Origin of the sequence: Bacillus tianshenii, from assembly GCA_020524525.2 — a bacterium.
In the GTDB taxonomy this organism is placed as follows: domain Bacteria; phylum Bacillota; class Bacilli; order Bacillales; family Bacillaceae_N; genus Bacillus_AV.
Window position 1 is genome coordinate 1,008,827 of record CP129018.1, and the last position, 21,078, is coordinate 1,029,904.

Sequence of the window (21,078 nt, forward strand, 5' to 3'; positions counted from 1 at the left end):
AGCAGGTTAAGAATGTCTGCGGATTAAGTGTGCACCGTAACCTCTTTGCAAGCCAAGGCAAAGAGGTTTTTTCGTGCTTAAGAGCAAACGTCAGAGGAGGAAAACAAATGAGCACACAAAAAGTAAACTTAGATGTTCGTGAAGTTCCAGCAATGAATAAATGGTTAACATTAAGCATTCAGCACTTATTCGCCATGTTTGGCGCAACAATTCTTGTTCCATACTTAGTAGGCTTAAGTCCAGCGGTCGCACTTGTATCAAGTGGTCTTGGAACGCTTGCATACCTTGCAATTACAAGAGGACAAATTCCCGCATACCTTGGTTCTTCATTTGCATTCATCGCACCAATTATCGCAGCGAAGCAAATGGGTGGACCGGAAGCAGCAATGTTCGGAAGCTTCTTAGCAGGTATCTTGTACGGATTCATTGCACTTGCAATTCGTACTGCTGGTTTAAAATGGTTAATGCGTGTGCTACCGCCAATTGTAGTCGGCCCAGTCATTATTGTTATCGGTCTTGGGCTTGCATCAACAGCAATTGATATGGCAATGTACGAAAACCCAGGCGCAGCACCACAGGATTTAATTTATAGCATGACACACTTTTCAGTCGCACTTGTAACATTGGCAATCACGATTATCGCATCAATCTTCTTTCGCGGATTTTTCAGCCTGATTCCGATTTTAGTAGGGATTGTAGGCGGCTATACATTCGCTTTCTTCCAAGGGCTTGTTGATTTAACACCTGTAAAAGAAGCAAGCTGGCTGCAAATGCCAGAATTCATCGTACCGTTTGTCACATATACACCAAGCCTTTCTTGGGAAGTAGCATTCATCATGGTGCCGGTTGCACTTGTAACAATCGCTGAGCATATCGGTGACCAAATGGTTCTAAGCAAAGTTGTTGGCAAGAACTTTATTCAAAAGCCAGGCCTACATCGCTCGATTCTAGGTGATGGAGTAGCAACAATCATCGCTTCATTCCTTGGTGGACCACCGAATACAACATACGGAGAAAACATCGGTGTCCTAGCCATTACGCGTGTGTTCAGTGTGTTTGTTATCGGAGGAGCAGCTGTACTCGCTGTACTGTTCGGCTTCACAGGTAAAGTGACTGCTCTTATCGGAACAATTCCAACACCCGTTATGGGCGGCGTATCTATCGTCTTGTTCGGTATCATCGCATCAAGCGGGCTGCGCATGCTGATTGACAATCAAATTGACTTAGGAGACAAACGAAATCTTATCATTTCATCAGTCATTCTTGTAATCGGAGTAGGCGGAGCTGTTATCCAAATCAGTGAGCAGCTTCAAATCGCAGGAATGGCGCTTGCAACAATTATCGGAGTGATTTTGAACCTTATCCTGCCAGGCAAAGAATCTGGATATGGAAATGGCTCGATGTTCGAGCAAGAGGAAGATAGCAAAAAAAAAGATAATGACAGTGCCGCATAATAAGACATACACAATTTAACGAAGTCCTGTGAGGCTTCAAAGGGTGTACGCGGTAAGTTAGCGGGTGAAGTATAGGCAACGACCACTTCTCCCTGCTTTCCTGCACCCTTCATACTATGAATGGGTGCTTTTTTCATACATAGCACCTAACTATGATGGAGGTTTTAAGATGAAAAACTTACTCACCATGTCTGAATTAACGGTTCATGAAATCAATGATATTTTGGATGAAGCACAGCGGTTTGCAGAAGGGGCAAGCTGGCGGCCGAATCAACAAGTGTTTGTAGCGAACTTATTCTTTGAGCCAAGCACACGCACTCGGTTTAGCTTTGAAACGGCAGAGAAGCGGCTTGGGTTGGAAGTGTTAAATTTTGAAGCAGCCTCTTCTAGCACGACAAAAGGGGAAACGCTGTATGACACGGTAAGAACGCTTGAAGCGATTGGAGCAAATGCTGCGGTTATCCGACATGAAGATAATGAATACTACAATGAGCTTGTCGGGCGAGTCGGTATTCCAATTCTAAATGCAGGGTCTGGTGCTGGGCATCACCCAACACAAAGCTTGTTGGATTTACTAACGATTCGCCAGGAATTTGGCACGTTCCAAGGCTTAACAGTCGCAATTAGTGGAGATGTTCGCCACAGCCGTGTCGCACATTCAAACGCAGAAGCGTTAAGCCGCCTTGGTGCAGAAGTTATCTATACATCTCCGCAGGAATGGCGCGATAATGACGGCGATTATGTAGACATGGACGAGGCAGTGAAAAAGGCAGATGTGATGATGCTCCTTCGAATTCAGCATGAGCGTCATGCAGGCGGGATGAATATGACAAAAGAAGCGTATCATCAACAATTCGGCTTAACAGTTGAACGTGAAAAGATGATGAAGCCAGGCAGTATCATTATGCATCCAGCTCCTGTAAACCGAGGTGTCGAGATTGCAGATGAGCTTGTCGAGTGTGAACGTTCACGCATTTTTAAACAAATGACAAATGGTGTGAATGTGAGAATGGCAGTATTAAAGCGTGCATTACAACAAACTGTAGGGGGAGTAACTTATGAAAATACTTATCAAAAACGCCAAATTGTTTGAAAGCGAAAGAATGATTGAAAAGGATATCTTAATCGAAGACGGCGTCATCAAACAAATTGCTGATACAATAAACGACCCAGATGCTCAAGCATTTGACGCAGTCGGAAAGCTTGTAACCCCGGGGCTTGTTGATTTGCATGTTCATTTGCGTGAGCCTGGCGGTGAACATAAAGAAACGATTGAAACAGGTACAATGGCAGCAGCAAAAGGTGGGTTTACAACCGTTGCAGCCATGCCGAATACACGTCCAGTACCAGACACAGTAGAAAATTTGGATTGGGTGAACAAGCGTATTCAAGATACAGCTCATGTCCGCGTATTACCTTATGCCTCTATTACAATCCGCGAGCTTGGCAGAGATTTAACGGATTTTGCAGCATTGAAAGAAAACGGAGCCTTTGCTTTTACAGATGATGGTGTCGGCGTTCAAAACGCGAGTATGATGCTTGAGGCGATGAAGAAGGCTGCTGCAAACAACATGCCGATTGTAGCTCATTGTGAAGAAAATACCCTCATTAATAAAGGTGCTGTCCACGAAGGCACTTTCAGTGAAAAGCACGAGATAAACGGCATTCCATCTGTTTGTGAGTCAGTTCATATCGCACGCGACGTTCTGCTTGCTGAAGCGGCAGACTGTCATTACCATGTCTGTCACATCAGTACAAAAGAGTCGGTCAGAGCCGTGCGTGATGCAAAAAAAGCCGGAATTCGTGTAACAGCTGAAGTGACACCGCACCACCTCTTACTTTGTGAAGATGACATCCCAGGGCTAGACTCCAATTATAAGATGAACCCACCGCTCCGCGGCAAAGCTGACCGTGAGGCATTAATCGAAGGGTTGCTTGATGGAACGATTGATTTTATTGCAACCGACCATGCTCCACATAGTGCAGAAGAAAAAAGCGCTGGAATGGTTGAAGCGCCATTTGGAATTGTCGGTCTTGAAACAGCATTCCCGCTTCTTTATACAAACCTTGTTAAGAAAGACGTGCTTACATTACAGCAGCTGATTGAGATGATGACGAAGAAGCCTGCCGATGCATTCAAATTGCCATATGGCACGTTAACAGAAGGCAGCCCTGCAGATATTGCGGTATTCGACTTAGAAACAGAAGCAGAAATCAATCCTGAAAACTTTGCATCAAAAGGAAAGAACACGCCATTTACTGGCTGGAAGTGCCAAGGATGGCCAGTCGCAACAATCTACAACGGACAAATCGTATGGCAGAAAGGGAGCGTGCAAGCATGAAAAAACAATTAATCTTAGAAAATGGTGAAATCTTTGTAGGAAAAGGGTTTGGAAGCGACATCGAAATGAGCGGTGAAGTTGTTTTTAATACAGGGATGACAGGCTATCAAGAAATCTTATCAGACCCATCTTATTGCGCGCAAATTGTCACACTTACATACCCGTTAATCGGTAATTACGGGGTAAATCGTGATGATTTCGAATCGATTCAACCTTCCATTCACGGCTTGATCGTGAAAGAACATGCTGAATTCCCATCTAACTGGCGGAATGAAGAAACACTTGATGACTATTTGAAAGCACGTAACATTCCAGGCCTTTCCGGAATCGATACACGTAAATTAACACGAATTATCCGTAACTACGGCACACTGAAAGGAAGAATCTGTGGGATGGATGTCGATGTTAACGAAGTCGTTCGTGAGTTGAAAGAAACGCCATTACCAACAGACCAAGTAAAGCGTGTTTCGACTACAGACCCTTATCCAAGTCCAGGCCGGGGAGACCGTGTTGTATTAGTTGATTTCGGCATGAAGCATGGCATACTACGAGAATTAAATGCACGCGGCTGTGATGTTGTCGTTGCACCTTACAATATAACAGCTGAAGAAATTCTGCGCCTTAACCCTGACGGCATTATGCTAAGCAATGGTCCGGGGAACCCACAGGATGTACCTGAAGCAGTGGAAATGATTCGCAACATTCTTGGAAAAGTTCCGTTGTTTGGCATTTGCCTTGGACATCAGCTGTTTGCGCTTGCTTGTGGCGCGGATTCAGAGAAAATGAAATTCGGTCATCGTGGCTCAAATCACCCCGTTAAGCATCTAGAAACAGGCTTTGTTGCGATTACATCACAAAACCATGGCTATACCGTAAAGGCAGACTCTATTCAAAACACAGACTTAGAAGTGACTCATATTGCCCTTAATGACGGTTCAATTGAAGGGCTTCGCCATAAGAATTATCCAGCATTTACCGTACAATATCATCCAGAAGCATCGCCGGGACCAGAGGATGCGAACGGATTGTTCGAGGACTTCCTAAATATGATGCAAACTGCGAAGAAAGAAGGGATTTTATAATGCCAAAACGCACAGACATTAAACGAATTCTAGTAATCGGTTCAGGACCAATCGTAATTGGACAAGCAGCTGAGTTTGACTATGCGGGTGCACAGGCATGTCAAGCATTGAAAGAAGAAGGCTATGAAGTGATTCTCGTTAACTCAAACCCTGCAACAATTATGACAGATACAGAAATGGCAGACCGTGTCTATATTGAGCCGCTTTCTTATGAGTTTGTAAGCCGTATTATCCGCAAAGAGCGCCCAGATGCAATTCTTCCAACACTCGGTGGACAGACAGGCTTAAACATGGCCGTAGAACTAAAGCGAAAAGGTGTCCTTGATGAATGCGGAGTCGAAATCTTAGGAACAAGCTTAAAGGCAATCGAACAAGCGGAAGACCGCGAACAATTCCGCTCGCTCATGAATGAATTAAATGAGCCTGTACCTGATAGTGAAATTGTTCATACACTCGGTGAAGCACGAAACTTTGTCGCAAAAATCGGTTTTCCAGTTATCGTGCGTCCAGCTTACACGCTTGGCGGTACTGGCGGCGGTATTTGCAAAAATGAACAAGATCTTGAGGAAATCGTCGCAAGCGGTATTAAATACAGTCCTGTTGGTCAGTGCTTAATTGAAAAAAGCATTGCAGGATTTAAAGAAGTTGAATATGAAGTGATGCGTGATTCAGGCGGTCATGCGATTGTCGTCTGTAACATGGAAAACTTCGACCCAGTCGGCGTTCATACAGGTGATTCGATCGTTGTTGCGCCAAGTCAAACATTAAGTGACCGTGAATATCAGATGCTTCGTAATGCATCATTAAAGATTATTCGTGCCCTTGAAATTGAAGGGGGATGTAATGTCCAGCTTGCACTTGACCCTGACAGCTTCGACTATTACATTATCGAAGTAAACCCACGTGTCAGCCGTTCTAGTGCCCTTGCCTCAAAAGCAACAGGCTATCCAATTGCAAAGCTGTCAGCAAAAATTGCGGTCGGCTTAACATTGGATGAAATGAAAAACCCTGTTACAGGCCGTACGTATGCATGCTTCGAGCCCGCGCTTGACTATATCGTTTCAAAAATTCCGCGCTGGCCGTTTGATAAGTTTGAAGCAGCCAACCGTCAGCTTGGTACGCAAATGAAAGCAACAGGTGAAGTAATGGCAATTGGTCGCAGCTTTGAAGAATCGATGCTTAAGGCCATTCGCTCCCTTGAAACAAATGTCGACCACATTTTGCTAGAGCGATTTGAACAGCTAGATGAAGATACCCTTATCGAGCGTATTAAAACGGCTGATGATGAGCGGATGTTTATTGTCGCTGAAGCGTTACGTCGCGGTAAGACGATGGATGAGATTTTTGAATGGAGTAAAATTGACCGGTTCTTCCTTTACAAGATTGAGAAACTAGTTGCTCTTCATCAGAAGGTTGCGAAACATCCATTCGATAATGAACTCGGCTTACAAGCAAAGGAAAACGGTTTTTCAGACAGTGTGCTTGCACGTCTTTGGAACAAAAGTGAACGTGAAGTGTATGCATGGCGCAAAGAAAACGGCATCACACCTGTTTATAAAATGGTTGATACGTGTGCAGCTGAATTTGAATCCGTTACACCGTATTATTATGGTACGTATGAAGATGAGAATGAATCAGAATTAACAGAGAAGGAAAGTGTTGTCGTTCTTGGTTCTGGACCAATCCGAATTGGTCAAGGAATTGAGTTTGATTATTCAACCGTACATGCAGTATGGGCGTTACGTGAAGCAGGCTATGAAGCGATTATTGTCAATAATAACCCAGAAACGGTTTCAACTGATTTTAGCGTATCAGATAAGCTGTATTTTGAGCCGCTTACGATTGAAGATGTAATGCACATTATTGATTTGGAAAAGCCAAAAGGGGTTATCATTCAGTTCGGAGGTCAAACAGCGATAAACTTAGCTGATGAACTAGCTGCACGCGGTGTGCAAATTTTAGGCACGACATTAGAAGATATGGACCGTGCTGAAGACCGGGATAAGTTTGAAAACGCCTTATCAACACTCGGTATCCCGCAGCCAAAAGGAAAAACTGCAACATCTGTTGACCAGGCTGTCAAAATTGCGGGTGATATCGGGTATCCTGTGCTTGTCCGTCCTTCTTACGTGCTAGGCGGCCGTGCAATGGAAATCGTCTATCGCGAGGAAGAACTGCTGCAATACATGGAAAACGCAGTAAAAGTAAATCCGCAGCATCCAGTTCTTATCGACCGTTATATGATTGGAAAAGAAATTGAAGTAGATGCGATTTCTGATGGAGAAAATGTCTACATTCCTGGTATTATGGAACATATCGAACGAGCTGGGGTTCACAGCGGTGACTCGATTGCAGTCTATCCACCGCAAAGCTTAGCGAAGGAAACGAAAGACAAAATTATTGAAGATACGATTCGCTTAGCGAAGGGATTGAACATTGTCGGGCTGTTAAACATTCAGTTTGTCGTCTTCAAAGGCGATGTGTTCGTTATCGAAGTGAATCCGCGTTCAAGCCGAACTGTGCCGTTCTTAAGTAAAATTACAGGTGTACCGATGGCAAACTTAGCGACAAAAGTTATCCTAGGCAAAAAGCTTCCTGAGCTTGGCTATGAAACAGGCTATCATGAAGAAAGCAAGGATGTATTTGTGAAAGTACCTGTTTTCTCATTTGCAAAGCTGCGCCGCGTCGATATTACGCTTGGACCTGAAATGAAATCAACAGGTGAAGTAATGGGCCGTGACCGTACACTTGAAAAAGCTCTATATAAAGGGTTAGTTGCTTCAGGCATTGAAATCCCAACACACGGAACAGTTCTTCTGACGGTTGCGGATAAAGATAAAGAAGAAGCAGTCGGCATTGCGCGCAGATTCCATCATATCGGCTATCAGCTTCTTGCAACAGAAGGAACTGCAAAGCATCTCCGTGAAGAGAACATTCCAGTTACAACCGTTAATAAAATTGGTGGAGAAAAGCCGCATTTATTGGATGTCATCCGCCAAGGTGATGCGCAATTTGTGGTAAATACACTGACAAAAGGGAAGCAGCCTGCACGTGACGGATTCCGCATTCGCCGTGAAGCAGTCGAAAATGGTGTCGCATGCTTAACATCACTTGATACAGCAAAAGCAATTCTGCGTGTTATCGAATCGATGACATTTGAAATGCAGGAAATGCCGAAGTTCGAAAAAAAGCGTGAAGGGGTTAACGTATGAGGCAAGAGAAGATGACCATCATTGGTCACCGCTGTATTGCTGAGAGGATCTTTGAGCTGACCTTACAAGGGGAAATGGTACAGGACATGAATCCTGGTCAGTTCGTTCATATTCGGGTGCACGGAGGGACTGATCCTCTGCTGCGCCGTCCGATAAGCATCTGCAGCATTGACCGTGAGAACAACCAATTTACAATGCTGTACCGTGCAGAAGGCCGCGGCACAGAGCTGTTAAGCCGAAAGATTGCACATGATGTCGTTGACGTCCTTGGCCCACTCGGAAATGGCTTTCCAGTACATGAAGCAAAAGAAGGGGAAACTGCTCTATTAGTAGGCGGCGGTATTGGTGTGCCCCCTCTTTATGAACTATCAAAGCAGCTGAAGCAGCGTGGTGTTCATGTTATTCATGTCCTTGGCTTTCAAACGAAAGCGGCGGTTTTTTATGAGGAACAATTTGCTAAGCTTGGAGAGACGTTTATTGCAACAGCAGATGGCACATACGCAACGACAGGCTTTGTAACGGATATCATTGAAGCTGAAAAGTTTGCCTATGATGTGCTGTACTCATGCGGACCAATTCCAATGCTTAAAGCGCTTGAAGACAAGTACTCTGATAAGCGTGGGTTCATCTCACTTGAACAGAGAATGGGCTGCGGCATTGGTGCATGCTTTGCATGTGTATGTCATGAAGCTGGTGGCGATGAATTCAGTTATAAAAAGGTATGCAGTGATGGTCCAGTCTTTGCATTTGGGGAGGTGGCGCTATGAATCGCTTAGCTGTACAATTACCAGGTCTTGAATTGAAAAATCCAATCATGCCTGCATCTGGATGCTTCGGCTTTGGCAAAGAGTATGCGAAGCTCTATGATTTAAGCGAACTTGGTGCCATTATGGTCAAGGCTGTGACGGAAGAACCACGGTTTGGCAACCCAACACCACGTGTTGCGGAAACATCATCAGGTATGTTGAATGCAATCGGCCTGCAAAATCCTGGATTAGATTCTGCGATGGAAAATGAGCTGCCATGGCTTGAGCAATTCGATGTACCGATTATCGCGAATGTGGCAGGCTCACAAGTCGAAGATTATGTCGCTGTCGCGAAAAAGATTTCTACCGCGCCAAATGTTCATGCACTTGAATTAAATATTTCTTGTCCTAATGTGAAGCAAGGCGGGATTGCATTTGGAACGATTCCTGAAATGGCCGCAAAGCTGACGAAAGCCGTCAAGGATGTTTCAAGTGTACCTGTGTATGTGAAGCTTTCTCCGAACGTTGCTGATATTGTTTCCATCGCAAAAGCTGTTGAACAAGCAGGTGCAGACGGCTTAACGATGATTAACACATTACTCGGTATGCGAATTGATTTGAAAACAGGCAAGCCGATTTTAGCGAATCAAACGGGCGGGTTATCAGGACCAGCGGTTAAGCCTGTTGCAATTCGAATGATTTATCAAGTTAGTCAGGAAGTGTCGATTCCAATTATCGGCATGGGCGGTGTCCAATCTGCCGAAGATGTTGTTGAATATTTTCTAGCTGGTGCAAGCGCAGTTGCTGTTGGAACAGCAAACTTCGTAGACCCATTTGTTTGTCCGACGATTATAAATGACTTACCAGGCTTGTTGGATGACCTCGGTGTTGATCATATCTCTGAATTAACAGGAAGGAGCTGGAGAAATGCATCGACCGTTAATCATTGCCCTTGATTTTAAAAGCGGGCATGAAGCCCTTAAATTTCTTGACCAATTTACAGATGAGAAACCATTTGTGAAGGTTGGGATGGAGCTATTCTACCGCGAAGGAATTGCCATTATTGAAGAGTTAAAAAAACGCGGTCATCTTATTTTTCTAGATTTGAAGCTTCATGATATTCCAAATACCGTGAAGCAGGCTATGCAAGGGCTCGCGATGATGGGGGTCGACCTTGTCAATGTTCATGCAGCTGGAGGAACGAAAATGATGAAGGCTGCCGTAGACGGACTGAAAGCAGGTACACCTCCAGGTAAGCCTGTACCGAAATGCATTGCTGTTACACAGCTAACAAGCACAAGCGACGAAACATTGCATGATGAGATTTTAATTGAACGAAAAATGGACGAAACAGTCATCCATTATGCAAAGCTTGCAAAGGAAAGCGGGCTTGATGGTGTTGTTTGCTCGGTATGGGAAGCGGAGATGATTACAAAGGTGTGTGGAGAAGACTTTATGAAAGTCACACCTGGCATCCGTCTTCAAGGGGATGCCGCAAATGACCAAACACGGATTGCGACTCCTGAAGAAGCAAGAAAGCAAACAAGCACAGCGATTGTTGTCGGCCGCAGTATTACAAAAGCTGCGAATCCGCTTGAAAGCTATGAGAACGTGAAAAAATCATGGGGGGAAGCATAATGCAAAAAGAAATTGCCCGTTATTTACTTAAAATTGGTGCGGTGTCCTTAAGTCCGCAAGAGCCATTTACATGGTCTTCTGGTATGAAATCCCCGATCTATTGTGATAATCGCTTAACTCTTTCTTATCCGCTTGTGCGGCGTGAAATTGCCAAAGGGCTAGAACAGCTCGTTTCACGTGAATATTACAATTGTGAAGCTGTTTCAGGAACGGCAACTGCAGGTATTCCGCATGCAGCATGGGTAAGTGAGCGGCTCGGCGTGCCGATGACATATGTGCGAAGCAAGCCGAAAGGTCACGGAAAAGGCAATCAAATTGAAGGGTTAGTCAAGCCTGGACAGAAAGTAGTTGTCATTGAGGATTTAATTTCAACAGGCGGAAGTGCGATTCAAGCTGTTGATGCACTACGTGAAGTAGGATGCGACGTGCTTGGAATTGCCGCGATTTTTACATATGAATTAGAAAAAGGCAAAGAAAAGCTTGCTGATGCAGATGTATCTGCGCATACATTAACGAACTTCTCTACATTAATTGAAGTTGCGAAAGAAGAAAACCTCATTTCAGAAGCAGAACTTACTCAGCTGAAAAAATGGCGTGAAAACCCACAAAGTGAAAACTGGATGCAGTAACCACAAGCCCATCGTGAAGTCGGTGGGTTTTTTGTTTTCATAATAAAATTGATATAAGTGAGGAGATACTAACATGAAGCGACTGGCCATTTTACCGTGCGGAGCGGCAAAGATATGGGATAAATATCCTAACCTAGGACCACAGCAAGCGAAGGATGTGTATAGTAGTTCTTTTCATCAAACAACCCGTGCGTATGCCGAGCAGTTTATCGGGGAGTGGGTGATTTTATCGGCGAAGCATGGGTTTTTATTTCCGGATGATACTATATCAGAAAATTATAATGTATCTTTTTCAATGTCCAAAGCGAACATTATTTCAGACGAACAGCTACAGCGCCAAATCTCTGAAAAAGGGCTTGCTCAGTATGATCAACTCGTTGTGCTTGGTGGGAAAAAATATCACCGCGTTGTCGAACGAAACTTTTCAAATATCGATTTTTGTTATCCGTTAAAAGGATGCAAAGGGATTGGGTATATGCTGCAAAGGATGAAAAATGCGATGAAGAACCATTCAGAGATCCAATGTTAAGCTTTTTTGCTTGTTCGCGTTACTTAATTAATAGATGACAGAATTTGTGAAACAATATGACTAAATCATTTTACTAAAAGAATAATCCAATAGTGATATTGAATATTGGTACTTTTCTGATAATATTAACTCATGTGTTAGTACATTTTGGTAGAATAAGAAAGGAGAGGAAAAGATGAAGAAAACCATTCTTTCTTCATTAACAGCAGCCACAATTGCGGCCTCTGTTATTGCTTCACCAGGTATACCGTTAAACCCAGCGGTAGTACAAGCTGCACAGGATGAAGTACAAAAGCCGTCCTACGAAACACGTGAGGAGATTCCAGCTGAATTAAAGTGGAAGCTGGGTCACATCTACGAAAGCAAATCCGCTTGGGAAGCTGATGTGAAGAAGCTGAAAGCGATGGCAGAAAGTTTTACACAGTACCAAGGAACTTTAAAAAAATCAAGTAAGCTTGAGGCAGCCTTAAAGGCGTATAGTGAAATGATGAGGCTTCATGACAAAGTCTATGTCTATGCGCTGATGGGCTTTGATGTTAATTCCACAAATCCAGAACGACAAGAGCTTGCAGACCGCGCAGAAAATATTTCCACACTTGTAAGTGAAAAAACATCTTGGTTCGCTCCAGAGATTTCGTCTATGAAGGAGAAAAAGCTTGAAAAAGCATTAGAAGATACAGAAATGGCTCCTTACCGGATGTTTATTCGCGATATCCTCCGTGAAAAAGAACATACACTTTCAAAAGAAATGGAGCAGGTATTAGCGAAAATGTCGCCATTGGCTAATAATCCTGAAAGCGTTTTCGGAGCATTGATGACAAATATTCAATTCCCGAAAATTAAAGATGAAAACGGAAAAGACGTCCAATTAACACGTGCAAATTTTATTTCCTATATGGAAAGTGACAACAGGGAAGTTCGCAAAGCGGCCTTTAATGCGTACTATCATACGATGGAGCAGTATCAGGATACATTTGCTGAAATGTTAAGTGGGGACGTGAAAGCAAATAACATTCATGCAGACCTTCGAAATTATGACAGTGCAATGGAAGCATCATTATCGGCAAATAATGTTCCGGTTGATGTGTATGAGAACTTAGTGGATACGGTGAATGAACATCTGCCGCTCTTGCACCGCTATATGGAATTGAAGAAGAAATTACTCGGTGTGGACGAATTACATATGTATGACATTTATACACCTGTTGTCGATTATGACCAAGGGTATATTCCATACAGTGAAGCGCAAGAAATGGTTCAAACTGGGCTAAAGCCAATGGGAAGTGACTATAGCAAGGCATTGGATGAAGCATTTAGTGGCGGATGGATTGATGTCTATTCAACAGCTGATAAGCGTTCAGGTGCATATCAATGGGGAGCATTTGATACACACCCGTATGTTCTGTTGAACTATCAAGGGACATTAAACGATGTCTACACGATTGCACATGAACTTGGCCATGCGATGCATTCCTACTATACAAACAACAAGCAGCCGTATATGACATCAAATTACCCGATCTTTACAGCTGAAGTAGCTTCAACATTAAATGAAGCACTCTTGTTCCAAAACATGTACAAAAACGCGAGTACGAAAGAAGAAAAGCTGTATTTGCTAAATCAATACTTAGAAAATTTCCGCGGTACACTTTTCCGCCAAACACAGTTTGCTGAGTTCGAGAAGGTCATTCATGAGAAAGAAGCGGCCGGCGATTCACTTAACGCAGAAGCACTTAAGACAATTTACCGTGACATTAATAAAAAATATTATGGTGACGTGATGATTTCAGATGAAGAAATTGCGATGGAATGGGCGCGTGTGCCGCATTTCTACTATAATTTCTACGTCTATCAATATGCGACAAGCTTTGCGGCTTCTGCTGCTCTTTCAAAACAAGTATTTGAAGAAGGCCAGCCTGCAGTGGACCGTATTCAAAATGAATTCCTTTCTGCAGGAAATTCAGCCTCACCAATTGAAGTATTGAAAGCTGCAGGGGTAGATATGTCAACTGAAAAGCCGATTGAAGATGCAATGAAAGTGTTTGAAGATACGCTTGATGAAATGGAAAAACTATTAGAAGAGGAATAAAACGAATGCAAGCTGCTTCATCGAAGCGGCTTGCGATTTTTTTGTTAAAGCAGGATTTTTACAGGAAGAAGTGGAAAGCAAGTATCATCGAAAAAAGATGAAGGTTGTGAAAAAATGCGGAAAATGACGGGGGAAGAATTCGATCAATTAGTGGATTTCTTTGATGGAATGGTACAAACAAGCTGGCTTGGCGGTATTCATCAAGAATTAAAACAAGTGAGTGGAAGCTGGGGAGGGCTATGTGTGTTAGATGTCGGCTGCGGCACAGGGCGTTTACTTATGCGCGGAGCTGAGGAAGCTGAAAAACTTTCTGGAATTGACCTGTCAGAAGGGATGGTTAACAGCGCTCGGGAAGTGATGGCAGCAGTTGCCGAGAAAGCAGACCTCTGTGTTGGAGATGCGTGTCAGCTTCCGTATGAAGATGAAGCATTTGATTTATCATTTGCAACATGTGTGCTGTTCTTATTGCCTGACCCGACCGAGGCAATGGTCGAGATGCTGCGTGTTACGAAAAGCGGTGGGCGAATTTTCACATTAAATCCGTCTGTTTATTTAACAGAGGAGCTTGCAGATGAGATGTGTAAGAAAGGTGATTTTGGCGAATTTGAGGAACAAACACTACGGCAGTGGGCCAAAGTCTCAGAACGTCGGCACCGTTATGATGAAGAAGATTTGAAAAAGCTGTGGCTCAAACTAGGCGCCAAAGACGTCACGAATCAGCTTGTTTATCATAATATCGGCATTGTTACTGAAGTGCATGTATAAGACGAAACGGCTGTCTAGCGTGACAGCCGTTTCTCTTATGCTTTCTTTAATTGTAAGATTAAATCTTCATCAGGTGTGATAAAGAGAGTCGTTTGATTGTCATAGATAACAAAGCCAGGCTTTGCGCCGTTTGGCTTTTTCACATGCTTAACAGCCGTGTAATCAACAGGCACAGAGCTGGACTGTTTTGCTTTACTGAAGTACGCCGCAATGTTGGCAGCTTCTAGCAATGTTTGTTCGCTCGGTTCACTGTCACGAATAACGACGTGTGAGCCAGGAATATCCTTTGTATGCAGCCATGTATCCATTCTGTTTGCATAACGGTTCGTTAAATATTCATTTTGCTTATTGTTTTTGCCGACATAGATGTCTGTTCCGTCAGTGGAGACATAATGCTCAAGCTCGATTTGTTTTTTCTTCTTTTTCTTTTTATCAGCCGACTTTCGCTTTAAGTATCCTTCTTCGACAAGCTCTTCGCGAATTTCCTCAATATCTTTCCATGAAGCAGATTCGACTTGTTGAATTAAAGCATCGAAATACCGAATTTCTTCTTTTGCTTTTTCGATTTGTTCTTCGACGACGACTGCTGCTTTTTTCAGCTTATTATATTTTTGAAAGTAGTTTTGTGCATTGTCTGACGGGCTTTTTTGTGGGTTAAGCGGAATGGTGACTGTTCCGCCGTTTTCATCATAATAATTAACGACTTCTACCTCTTTATCACCACGGTTCACTGCATAGATATGAGCAGTTAGCAGTTCGCCATATAGCTGGTAGGTGTCCGCTTTTTTTTGAGTCTTCCCACGTTTGTTCCAGCTTCTTAATTTTCTTTTCATTCTTCTTCTTCTCGTTGCGAATGAACTTTTCTAAGTCATTTGCCTGCTGTTTAATGCGGTCGCGGTCTGCTTTTCCGAAATAGAAGCGGTCAAGCATGGCGCTGATTGAATCAAAGGTTTTCGCTTCACCTTGTAAGTGTGTAAGCGGCAGAACATAGAAAAATTCCTTTCTTTCAGTATAAATAATTTGCGGTGTAATTTTACCTGTCCGCACACGGTCAATCAGCTCAAAGAAGGTCTTCGGCAAGCTTGTTCGGTTTACAAGCCCTGCTTGTTGCACAGTTTCTTTTGCAAACAGAGGGGAAATCCCAGCAAAGCTGTTAACGATCTGCATATCAACTTTCCCTGCATTAAAATCCAGCTTACGAAGAAAGGCTGCTTCATCTGCTTCAAAAGGATTCAACTTATGCTGCTGCGGGGGCGGTTCATAGACTGAACCAGGCATGACGGTCCGCTCACGGCTCACTGCAGGTGTAATGTGTTTAATGCTTTCAATCACATTTTCCTTCTGCGGGTCAATAAGAATGATATTGCTGTGTCGGCCCATAATTTCGATGATTAATTGCTTTGGTGCTTCATCACCGATTTCGTTTCGTGAGCGAACATCGATCACGATAATTCGGTCCATATCGATTTGCCGTATGTTATCAATCACACCGCCTTCAAGATGTTTACGCATTACCATACAGAACATAGGCGGTTGATCAGGGTTTGTATATGATTCATTTGTGATGTGAACGCGCGAATAGGTTGGGTGAGCAGACAAAATAAGCTGCTGCTTCGTTCCTTTAACACGCACATTTAAAATTAAATCATAATGATTTGGTTGATAGATTTTTCCGATTTTGCCTCCTATAAGTGCTTCGTTCAATTCTTCTGTCATTGCTTTCGTTACAATTCCGTCAAAAGACATAAAATTCACCTCACAGTGTACATAGTATAGCATTTTTTCCAGCTTGTCTGAATAAGAATGCCTTAGAGGATGTCCAACATGTTCGTGAAAAAAAGATGTGGGGTGTGACAATGAAATGGTATGAACTTGACACAGCGTCAGTTGAAAAAGCGGTCCATACGAATCGAAAGGCAGGTCTTTCAACGAAAGAAGCTGAGCAAAGGCTTAATAAGTTTGGATTTAATCAGCTTGAAGAAGCAAAGAAAACATCTGCCATTGCTCTTTTTCTTGCACAATTTCAAGACTTCATGGTTCTTGTCTTAATTGCAGCAACTGTCATTTCAGGGCTGCTTGGTGAGTACGTCGATGCAGCAGCAATTCTGGCGATTATTATTTTGAATGCTGTTCTCGGCTTTTTTCAAGAACGTCGTGCAGAAAAGTCACTTGATGCGTTAAAAGAGTTATCAGCACCACAAACAAGTGTACTCCGTGATGGGGAATGGATGAAAGTGTCCTCACAGGAGCTTGTGCCAGGGGATGTGGTGAAGTTTTCAAGCGGCAGCCGGATTGGCGCTGATGTTCGTATTATTCAAGCAGATGGCTTGGAAATTGAAGAATCTGCGTTAACTGGTGAGTCCGTACCGTCTGCTAAGCAGACAGAAATAATTCAAGGTACTGAGATTGGCTTAGGCGACCAGGCGAATGTGGCGTTTATGGGAACGCTTGTAACACGAGGAAGTGGTGTCGGTATCGTTGTTGGAACAGGCATGAACACAGCGATGGGGCAAATCGCCCACCTACTGCAAACAGCACCTATTCAAACGACGCCGCTTCAACGCAAGCTCGCACAGCTTGGGAAAATTTTAATTATGTGTGCGTTAGGGTTAACCGTCCTCGTTGTCGTGCTTGGAATTATGCAAGGTCATGATATGTATAAAATGTTCTTAGCTGGTGTGTCGCTTGCGGTGGCGGCAATCCCAGAAGGTTTGCCGGCGATTGTAACAGTTGCCTTATCACTTGGCGTTCAACGAATGATTAAGCAAAAAGCGATTGTACGCAGGCTCTCAGCTGTTGAAACACTAGGCTGTGCATCTGTAATTTGTTCAGATAAGACAGGAACGATGACCCAAAATAAAATGACGGTGACAACGATTTATGCATCAGGTAAACGCTGGAGTGTCGGTGGTACAGGTTATGAACCGACAGGAGGCTTTTTTGATGGGGAAAAAGAATGTTCACCGCATGAAGAACGTTCGTTACAACAGCTTCTTACGTTTGGCTTAATGGTCAATCATGCAGACATCGTTGAAAAAGACGGGGAGTTTGTTCTAGACGGCGACCCAACAGAAGGGGCTTTGACGGTCGCAGCTATGAAAGCAGGCTTAAGCCGTGATGCCTTACTCGAACAATACCGCATCGTACAGGAGTTTCCATTTGATTCAAAACGAAAAATGATGAGTATGATTGTAGAAGATACACAAGGTGAGCGGTATGTGATTACAAAAGGGGCACCAGATGTTCTATTAAAGCAAAGTGAATGGGCGCTATGGAACGACCGAAAACAGTCCATGCGACCAAAAGTACGCCGGGCGTTTGAAGGTGCCGTTGAAGAAATGGCAAGTCATGCGTTACGCACGATTGCCGTTGGGTTCCGACCGCTTCAAAAGAAAGAATCCTATACTCAAGAAGAAGTGGAGCGGCAATTTATTCTTGTCGGGTTGTTTGGAATGATCGACCCGCCGCGCCCTGAAGTAAAGGATGCGATTCGTGAATGCCGTGAAGCGGGAATTAAGACGGTTATGATTACAGGTGACCATGCCATTACAGCCCAAGCCGTTGCGAAATCCTTAGATTTACTGCCGCCAAATGGCCGTGTGATGGATGGCTATGAGCTCTCTCAATTAAGTGTAGAAGAGTTAGAGGATGTTGTGGATGATGTGTATGTGTTCGCCCGTGTGTCACCCGAACATAAGCTGAAAATTGTGCAAGCCCTTCAGCAAAGAGGCCATATTGCTGCTATGACAGGTGATGGGGTCAATGATGCTCCTGCCATTAAAGCAGCTGATATTGGAATTGCGATGGGCACCACTGGAACAGATGTTGCAAAAGAAGCATCAGCCCTTGTTCTGCTTGATGATAACTTTGCAACAATTAAAGCCGCTATTAAAGAAGGGCGCAATATCTATGAAAATATCCGTAAGTTCATTCGTTATTTACTGGCTTCAAATGTCGGGGAAATACTAGTAATGCTGTTTGCGATGATGATGCATTTACCGCTGCCACTCGTACCGATTCAAATTCTTTGGGTTAACCTAGTAACAGACGGTCTGCCAGCGATGGCGCTTGGGATGGATAAGCCTGAAGGAGATGTGATGCAGCGCAGGCCTCGTCATCCGAAAGAAGGGGTATTCGCACGTGGGTTAGGCTGGAAAATATTAAGTCGCGGTTTCTTAATCGGCTTAGTTACGTTGCTTGTCTTTATCCTTGTCTACCGCGGTGGAGAAAACGAGCTTATCTATGCGCAGACAGCCGCATTTGCAACACTTGTAATGGCCCAGTTAATTCATGTGTTCGACTGTCGGAGTGATCATTCTGTCTATCATCGCAATCCATTCGGTAATCTTTATCTCGTCTTTGCGGTTATTTCGTCTGTCCTGTTAATGCTTTGTGTCATCTATTATCCACCGCTGCAGCCGATTTTTAAGACCGTGCCGCTTCACGGGCGTGATTGGATGCTTATCTTAGCACTTGCTGGTATTCCGACATTTGTCTTTGCGAAAGGATTGTTTCAAAGGAAAAACGCTGGATCATAATCTAGCGTTTTTCTTTGTTATAAAAAGGGAAGAATTCCGGTGGCACACCTGTTGTGGACTGATATCGTGCAAATAGATAGGTGAGAACGAATAAACGCGCATTTTTCTACAAAAAAAGGCGAATTTATTCAGATTGCTTTTCGATACTTGTTGAAGTTGTTAAAATTATATAGAATAGAATAGTGGATGTGATAAGATGATTGTAAGTATGACAGGTTATGGAAGACATAAAACCCAAACTGAAAAACTAACCGTGACGGTGGAAATGAAATCAGTTAACCATCGTTTTTGTGAAATATCAGTCCGTATGCCGCGGCAGTTTATGATGTTTGAAGACAAGATGAAACGTATTGTAAAAGAATACGTGCAACGTGGCAGGGTTGATATTTTTGTGACAATCGAAGGTGAAGGTGTCACCACAAAGGATCTTGAAGTGGACTGGCAGCTTGCCGATCAGTTCCACGCTGCGTTAATTGAAGCGCAGAAAAAATATAATCTTTCCGGCGAAATCGCAATCGACCGCTTCATTAGTTTTCCAGATTTGTTCGTTGTCAATGAAAAGGAAGAAGGCATTGAAGAACTGGAAGAGCCTTTTTTAGAGGCGACCCGCCAGGCTGTTGAAGGATTAGCAGCTATGCGCAAAAGGGAAGGCGAATCACTTGCCGAAGATATGAATAGCCGATTGAAAACAATTGATTCAATCGTATGCGAGCTTTTTACATATGCTGAGCAGGTCGAAAGTAAATATCGCGAAAAGCTGCTCAAAAAAGTCGAGGATTTCCTCGCAGGAACAATTGAGATGGACGAAGGTCGCATATTAACAGAGGTGGCGATCTTTGCTGATAAAGCAGACATAGCAGAAGAATTGACGAGGCTTAAGAGTCATCTTCATCAATTCCGTACGACATTTTCCACAGACGGTTCTGTCGGCAGGAAACTAGACTTCCTCTGTCAGGAAATGAACCGAGAAATGAATACAATTGGCGCAAAAGCAAACGATGTTGCGATTAGTCAGCAAGTTGTTGAGATGAAGAGTACGCTTGAGAAGATTAAAGAACAAGTGCAAAACATTGAATAGCGAGCGAGCGTCTCTTTCATTTTCTAGCGTTATATTTTCATAAATTCACGGGTATACTAGATTCTGTAATTTAGGAGGATTATCACTATGGCGATTAAATTAGTAAACATTGGGTTTGGCAACATTGTTTCAGCAAATCGCATCATTTCCATTGTCAGCCCAGAATCCGCTCCAATTAAACGAATTATTACGGAAGCACGCGACCGAAATATGCTGATTGACGCAACATACGGAAGAAGAACACGCGCTGTTATTATTGCAGATAGTGACCATGTCATTCTCTCAGCTGTTCAGCCTGAAACTGTCGCACAACGTCTAGTAAATAAAGAAGAGATTTCTGAAGAGGGGTAATGGCAGGTATGATTAAAGAAAGAGGGATTTTATATGTCCTTTCCGGGCCTTCTGGTGTTGGAAAAGGGACAGTCCGAAAAGCACTATTTGAAAATGATACACATCTTCAATATTCCATTTCGATGACAACAAGAGCGCCGCGAGAAGGAGAAGTGGATGGTGTTGATTATTTCTTCAAATCCCGCGAAACATTTGAACAACTGATTCGTGAAAATAAATTGCTTGAATGGGCCGAATATGTAGGGAACTACTACGGTACGCCAATCGATTACGTAGAGGAAACGTTAGAGAGAGGTCAGGATGTTTTCCTTGAGATTGAAGTACAAGGTGCAATGCAAGTAAAGAATGCTTTTCCTGAAGCGGTCTTTATTTTCTTAATTCCACCTAGTCTTGAAGAGTTGAAAAACCGCATTCTTGGCCGCGGCACAGAAACAGAAGATCTAGTAAATAATCGTTTATCTGCTGCAAAGGTTGAAATTGAGATGATGAATGCATATGATTATGTAGTAGTAAACGACCAAATCGACAGAGCCGTTCAGCGTGTGCAAGCCATTGTGCAAGCAGAACATTGCCGTCGTACACGCGTAGAAGAACAATATCGCAAATTGCTGGAGGTAGAATAAGG

General features: G+C 43.4%; 18 protein-coding genes. 16 read left to right on the top strand and 2 right to left on the bottom strand.

Annotated elements, in window-relative coordinates; genetic code table 11:
- The first annotated feature begins 107 nt into the window (after positions 1 to 107).
- The 12 genes from LC040_05015 (at position 108) to LC040_05070 (ending at position 14,486) form a co-directional block, all read left to right on the top strand.
- Positions 108 to 1,454 (top strand): solute carrier family 23 protein, encoded by a 1,347-nt coding sequence (locus LC040_05015; GenBank protein WLR52272.1) that lies wholly within the window; start codon positions 108 to 110, stop codon positions 1,452 to 1,454.
- A 169-nt stretch (positions 1,455 to 1,623) separates the two neighbouring features.
- Positions 1,624 to 2,547, top strand: coding sequence for an aspartate carbamoyltransferase catalytic subunit (locus tag LC040_05020; protein WLR52273.1), 924 nt, complete (start codon positions 1,624 to 1,626; stop codon positions 2,545 to 2,547).
- Complete coding sequence (locus LC040_05025; protein ID WLR52274.1) at positions 2,513 to 3,796, top strand: dihydroorotase; 1,284 nt, start codon at positions 2,513 to 2,515, stop codon at positions 3,794 to 3,796. The genes LC040_05020 and LC040_05025 overlap by 35 nt, the downstream gene beginning before the upstream one ends.
- Positions 3,793 to 4,878 (top strand): carbamoyl phosphate synthase small subunit, encoded by a 1,086-nt coding sequence (locus tag LC040_05030; GenBank protein ID WLR52275.1) that lies wholly within the window; start codon positions 3,793 to 3,795, stop codon positions 4,876 to 4,878. Before LC040_05025 ends, LC040_05030 begins: the two co-directional genes overlap by 4 nt.
- On the top strand, positions 4,878 to 8,090 hold the full coding sequence (gene carB, locus LC040_05035; GenBank protein WLR52276.1) for a carbamoyl-phosphate synthase large subunit: 3,213 nt from the start codon (positions 4,878 to 4,880) through the stop codon (positions 8,088 to 8,090). The genes LC040_05030 and carB overlap by 1 nt, the downstream gene beginning before the upstream one ends.
- Positions 8,087 to 8,857, top strand: a complete 771-nt coding sequence (locus tag LC040_05040; protein WLR52277.1) for a dihydroorotate dehydrogenase electron transfer subunit — start codon at positions 8,087 to 8,089, stop codon at positions 8,855 to 8,857. The genes carB and LC040_05040 overlap by 4 nt, the downstream gene beginning before the upstream one ends.
- A complete protein-coding gene (locus LC040_05045) occupies positions 8,854 to 9,792 on the top strand; it encodes a dihydroorotate dehydrogenase (GenBank protein ID WLR52278.1) in 939 nt (312 codons plus the stop codon). The genes LC040_05040 and LC040_05045 overlap by 4 nt, the downstream gene beginning before the upstream one ends.
- The gene (pyrF, locus tag LC040_05050) at positions 9,764 to 10,474 is read left to right on the top strand and encodes an orotidine-5'-phosphate decarboxylase (protein ID WLR52279.1); all 711 of its coding nucleotides are present in this window, start codon (positions 9,764 to 9,766) and stop codon (positions 10,472 to 10,474) included. Before LC040_05045 ends, pyrF begins: the two co-directional genes overlap by 29 nt.
- Positions 10,474 to 11,103, top strand: a complete 630-nt coding sequence (gene pyrE, locus LC040_05055) for an orotate phosphoribosyltransferase (GenBank protein WLR52280.1) — start codon at positions 10,474 to 10,476, stop codon at positions 11,101 to 11,103. Before pyrF ends, pyrE begins: the two co-directional genes overlap by 1 nt.
- A 73-nt stretch (positions 11,104 to 11,176) precedes the next feature.
- Positions 11,177 to 11,632, top strand: a complete 456-nt coding sequence (locus LC040_05060; protein ID WLR52281.1) for a hypothetical protein — start codon at positions 11,177 to 11,179, stop codon at positions 11,630 to 11,632.
- A 175-nt stretch (positions 11,633 to 11,807) separates the two neighbouring features.
- Positions 11,808 to 13,721, top strand: a complete 1,914-nt coding sequence (gene pepF / locus LC040_05065; protein ID WLR52282.1) for an oligoendopeptidase F — start codon at positions 11,808 to 11,810, stop codon at positions 13,719 to 13,721.
- 114 nt (positions 13,722 to 13,835) lie between these two features.
- The gene (locus tag LC040_05070) at positions 13,836 to 14,486 is read left to right on the top strand and encodes a methyltransferase domain-containing protein (GenBank protein WLR52283.1); all 651 of its coding nucleotides are present in this window, start codon (positions 13,836 to 13,838) and stop codon (positions 14,484 to 14,486) included.
- Positions 14,487 to 14,521: 35 nt separating this feature from the next.
- Here LC040_05070 and LC040_05075 read toward each other — a convergent pair whose 3' ends face one another.
- Positions 14,522 to 15,319, bottom strand: coding sequence for an NFACT family protein (locus LC040_05075; GenBank protein WLR52284.1), 798 nt, complete (start codon positions 15,317 to 15,319; stop codon positions 14,522 to 14,524).
- Positions 15,204 to 16,232: an NFACT family protein gene (locus LC040_05080; GenBank protein ID WLR52285.1), complete on the bottom strand. Its 1,029-nt coding sequence runs from the start codon at positions 16,230 to 16,232 to the stop codon at positions 15,204 to 15,206. The genes LC040_05075 and LC040_05080 overlap by 116 nt, the downstream gene beginning before the upstream one ends.
- 110 nt (positions 16,233 to 16,342) lie before the next feature.
- On the opposite strand from LC040_05080, the gene LC040_05085 reads away from it, so the two are divergent.
- The 4 genes from LC040_05085 (at position 16,343) to gmk (ending at position 21,076) form a co-directional block, all read left to right on the top strand.
- Positions 16,343 to 19,024 (top strand): cation-translocating P-type ATPase, encoded by a 2,682-nt coding sequence (locus LC040_05085; GenBank protein ID WLR52286.1) that lies wholly within the window; start codon positions 16,343 to 16,345, stop codon positions 19,022 to 19,024.
- 196 nt (positions 19,025 to 19,220) lie between these two features.
- On the top strand, positions 19,221 to 20,102 hold the full coding sequence (locus LC040_05090) for a YicC/YloC family endoribonuclease (GenBank protein WLR52287.1): 882 nt from the start codon (positions 19,221 to 19,223) through the stop codon (positions 20,100 to 20,102).
- An 87-nt stretch (positions 20,103 to 20,189) separates the two neighbouring features.
- Positions 20,190 to 20,453, top strand: coding sequence for a DUF370 domain-containing protein (locus tag LC040_05095; GenBank protein ID WLR52288.1), 264 nt, complete (start codon positions 20,190 to 20,192; stop codon positions 20,451 to 20,453).
- A gap of 11 nt (positions 20,454 to 20,464) precedes the next feature.
- Positions 20,465 to 21,076 (top strand): guanylate kinase, encoded by a 612-nt coding sequence (gene gmk / locus LC040_05100; protein ID WLR53197.1) that lies wholly within the window; start codon positions 20,465 to 20,467, stop codon positions 21,074 to 21,076.
- The last annotated feature ends 2 nt before the right edge of the window (positions 21,077 to 21,078 follow it).

Excerpts from the sequence above, each read along its gene's own strand:
- LC040_05090 (WLR52287.1), top strand. The coding sequence starts at position 19,221 with ATGATTGTAAGTATGACAGGTTATGGAAGACATAAAACCCAAACTGAA.
- LC040_05080 (WLR52285.1), bottom strand. The coding sequence starts at position 16,232 with ATGTCTTTTGACGGAATTGTAACGAAAGCAATGACAGAAGAATTGAAC.
- LC040_05040 (WLR52277.1), top strand. The coding sequence starts at position 8,087 with ATGAGGCAAGAGAAGATGACCATCATTGGTCACCGCTGTATTGCTGAG.
- LC040_05025 (WLR52274.1), top strand. The coding sequence starts at position 2,513 with ATGAAAATACTTATCAAAAACGCCAAATTGTTTGAAAGCGAAAGAATG.
- LC040_05085 (WLR52286.1), top strand. The coding sequence starts at position 16,343 with ATGAAATGGTATGAACTTGACACAGCGTCAGTTGAAAAAGCGGTCCAT.
- pyrF (WLR52279.1), top strand. The coding sequence starts at position 9,764 with ATGCATCGACCGTTAATCATTGCCCTTGATTTTAAAAGCGGGCATGAA.
- pyrE (WLR52280.1), top strand. The coding sequence starts at position 10,474 with ATGCAAAAAGAAATTGCCCGTTATTTACTTAAAATTGGTGCGGTGTCC.
- LC040_05015 (WLR52272.1), top strand. The coding sequence starts at position 108 with ATGAGCACACAAAAAGTAAACTTAGATGTTCGTGAAGTTCCAGCAATG.
- LC040_05095 (WLR52288.1), top strand. The coding sequence starts at position 20,190 with ATGGCGATTAAATTAGTAAACATTGGGTTTGGCAACATTGTTTCAGCA.
- pepF (WLR52282.1), top strand. The coding sequence starts at position 11,808 with ATGAAGAAAACCATTCTTTCTTCATTAACAGCAGCCACAATTGCGGCC.
- LC040_05060 (WLR52281.1), top strand. The coding sequence starts at position 11,177 with ATGAAGCGACTGGCCATTTTACCGTGCGGAGCGGCAAAGATATGGGAT.
- LC040_05045 (WLR52278.1), top strand. The coding sequence starts at position 8,854 with ATGAATCGCTTAGCTGTACAATTACCAGGTCTTGAATTGAAAAATCCA.
- LC040_05075 (WLR52284.1), bottom strand. The coding sequence starts at position 15,319 with ATGAAAAGAAAATTAAGAAGCTGGAACAAACGTGGGAAGACTCAAAAA.
- LC040_05030 (WLR52275.1), top strand. The coding sequence starts at position 3,793 with ATGAAAAAACAATTAATCTTAGAAAATGGTGAAATCTTTGTAGGAAAA.
- carB (WLR52276.1), top strand. The coding sequence starts at position 4,878 with ATGCCAAAACGCACAGACATTAAACGAATTCTAGTAATCGGTTCAGGA.
- LC040_05070 (WLR52283.1), top strand. The coding sequence starts at position 13,836 with ATGCGGAAAATGACGGGGGAAGAATTCGATCAATTAGTGGATTTCTTT.
- LC040_05020 (WLR52273.1), top strand. The coding sequence starts at position 1,624 with ATGAAAAACTTACTCACCATGTCTGAATTAACGGTTCATGAAATCAAT.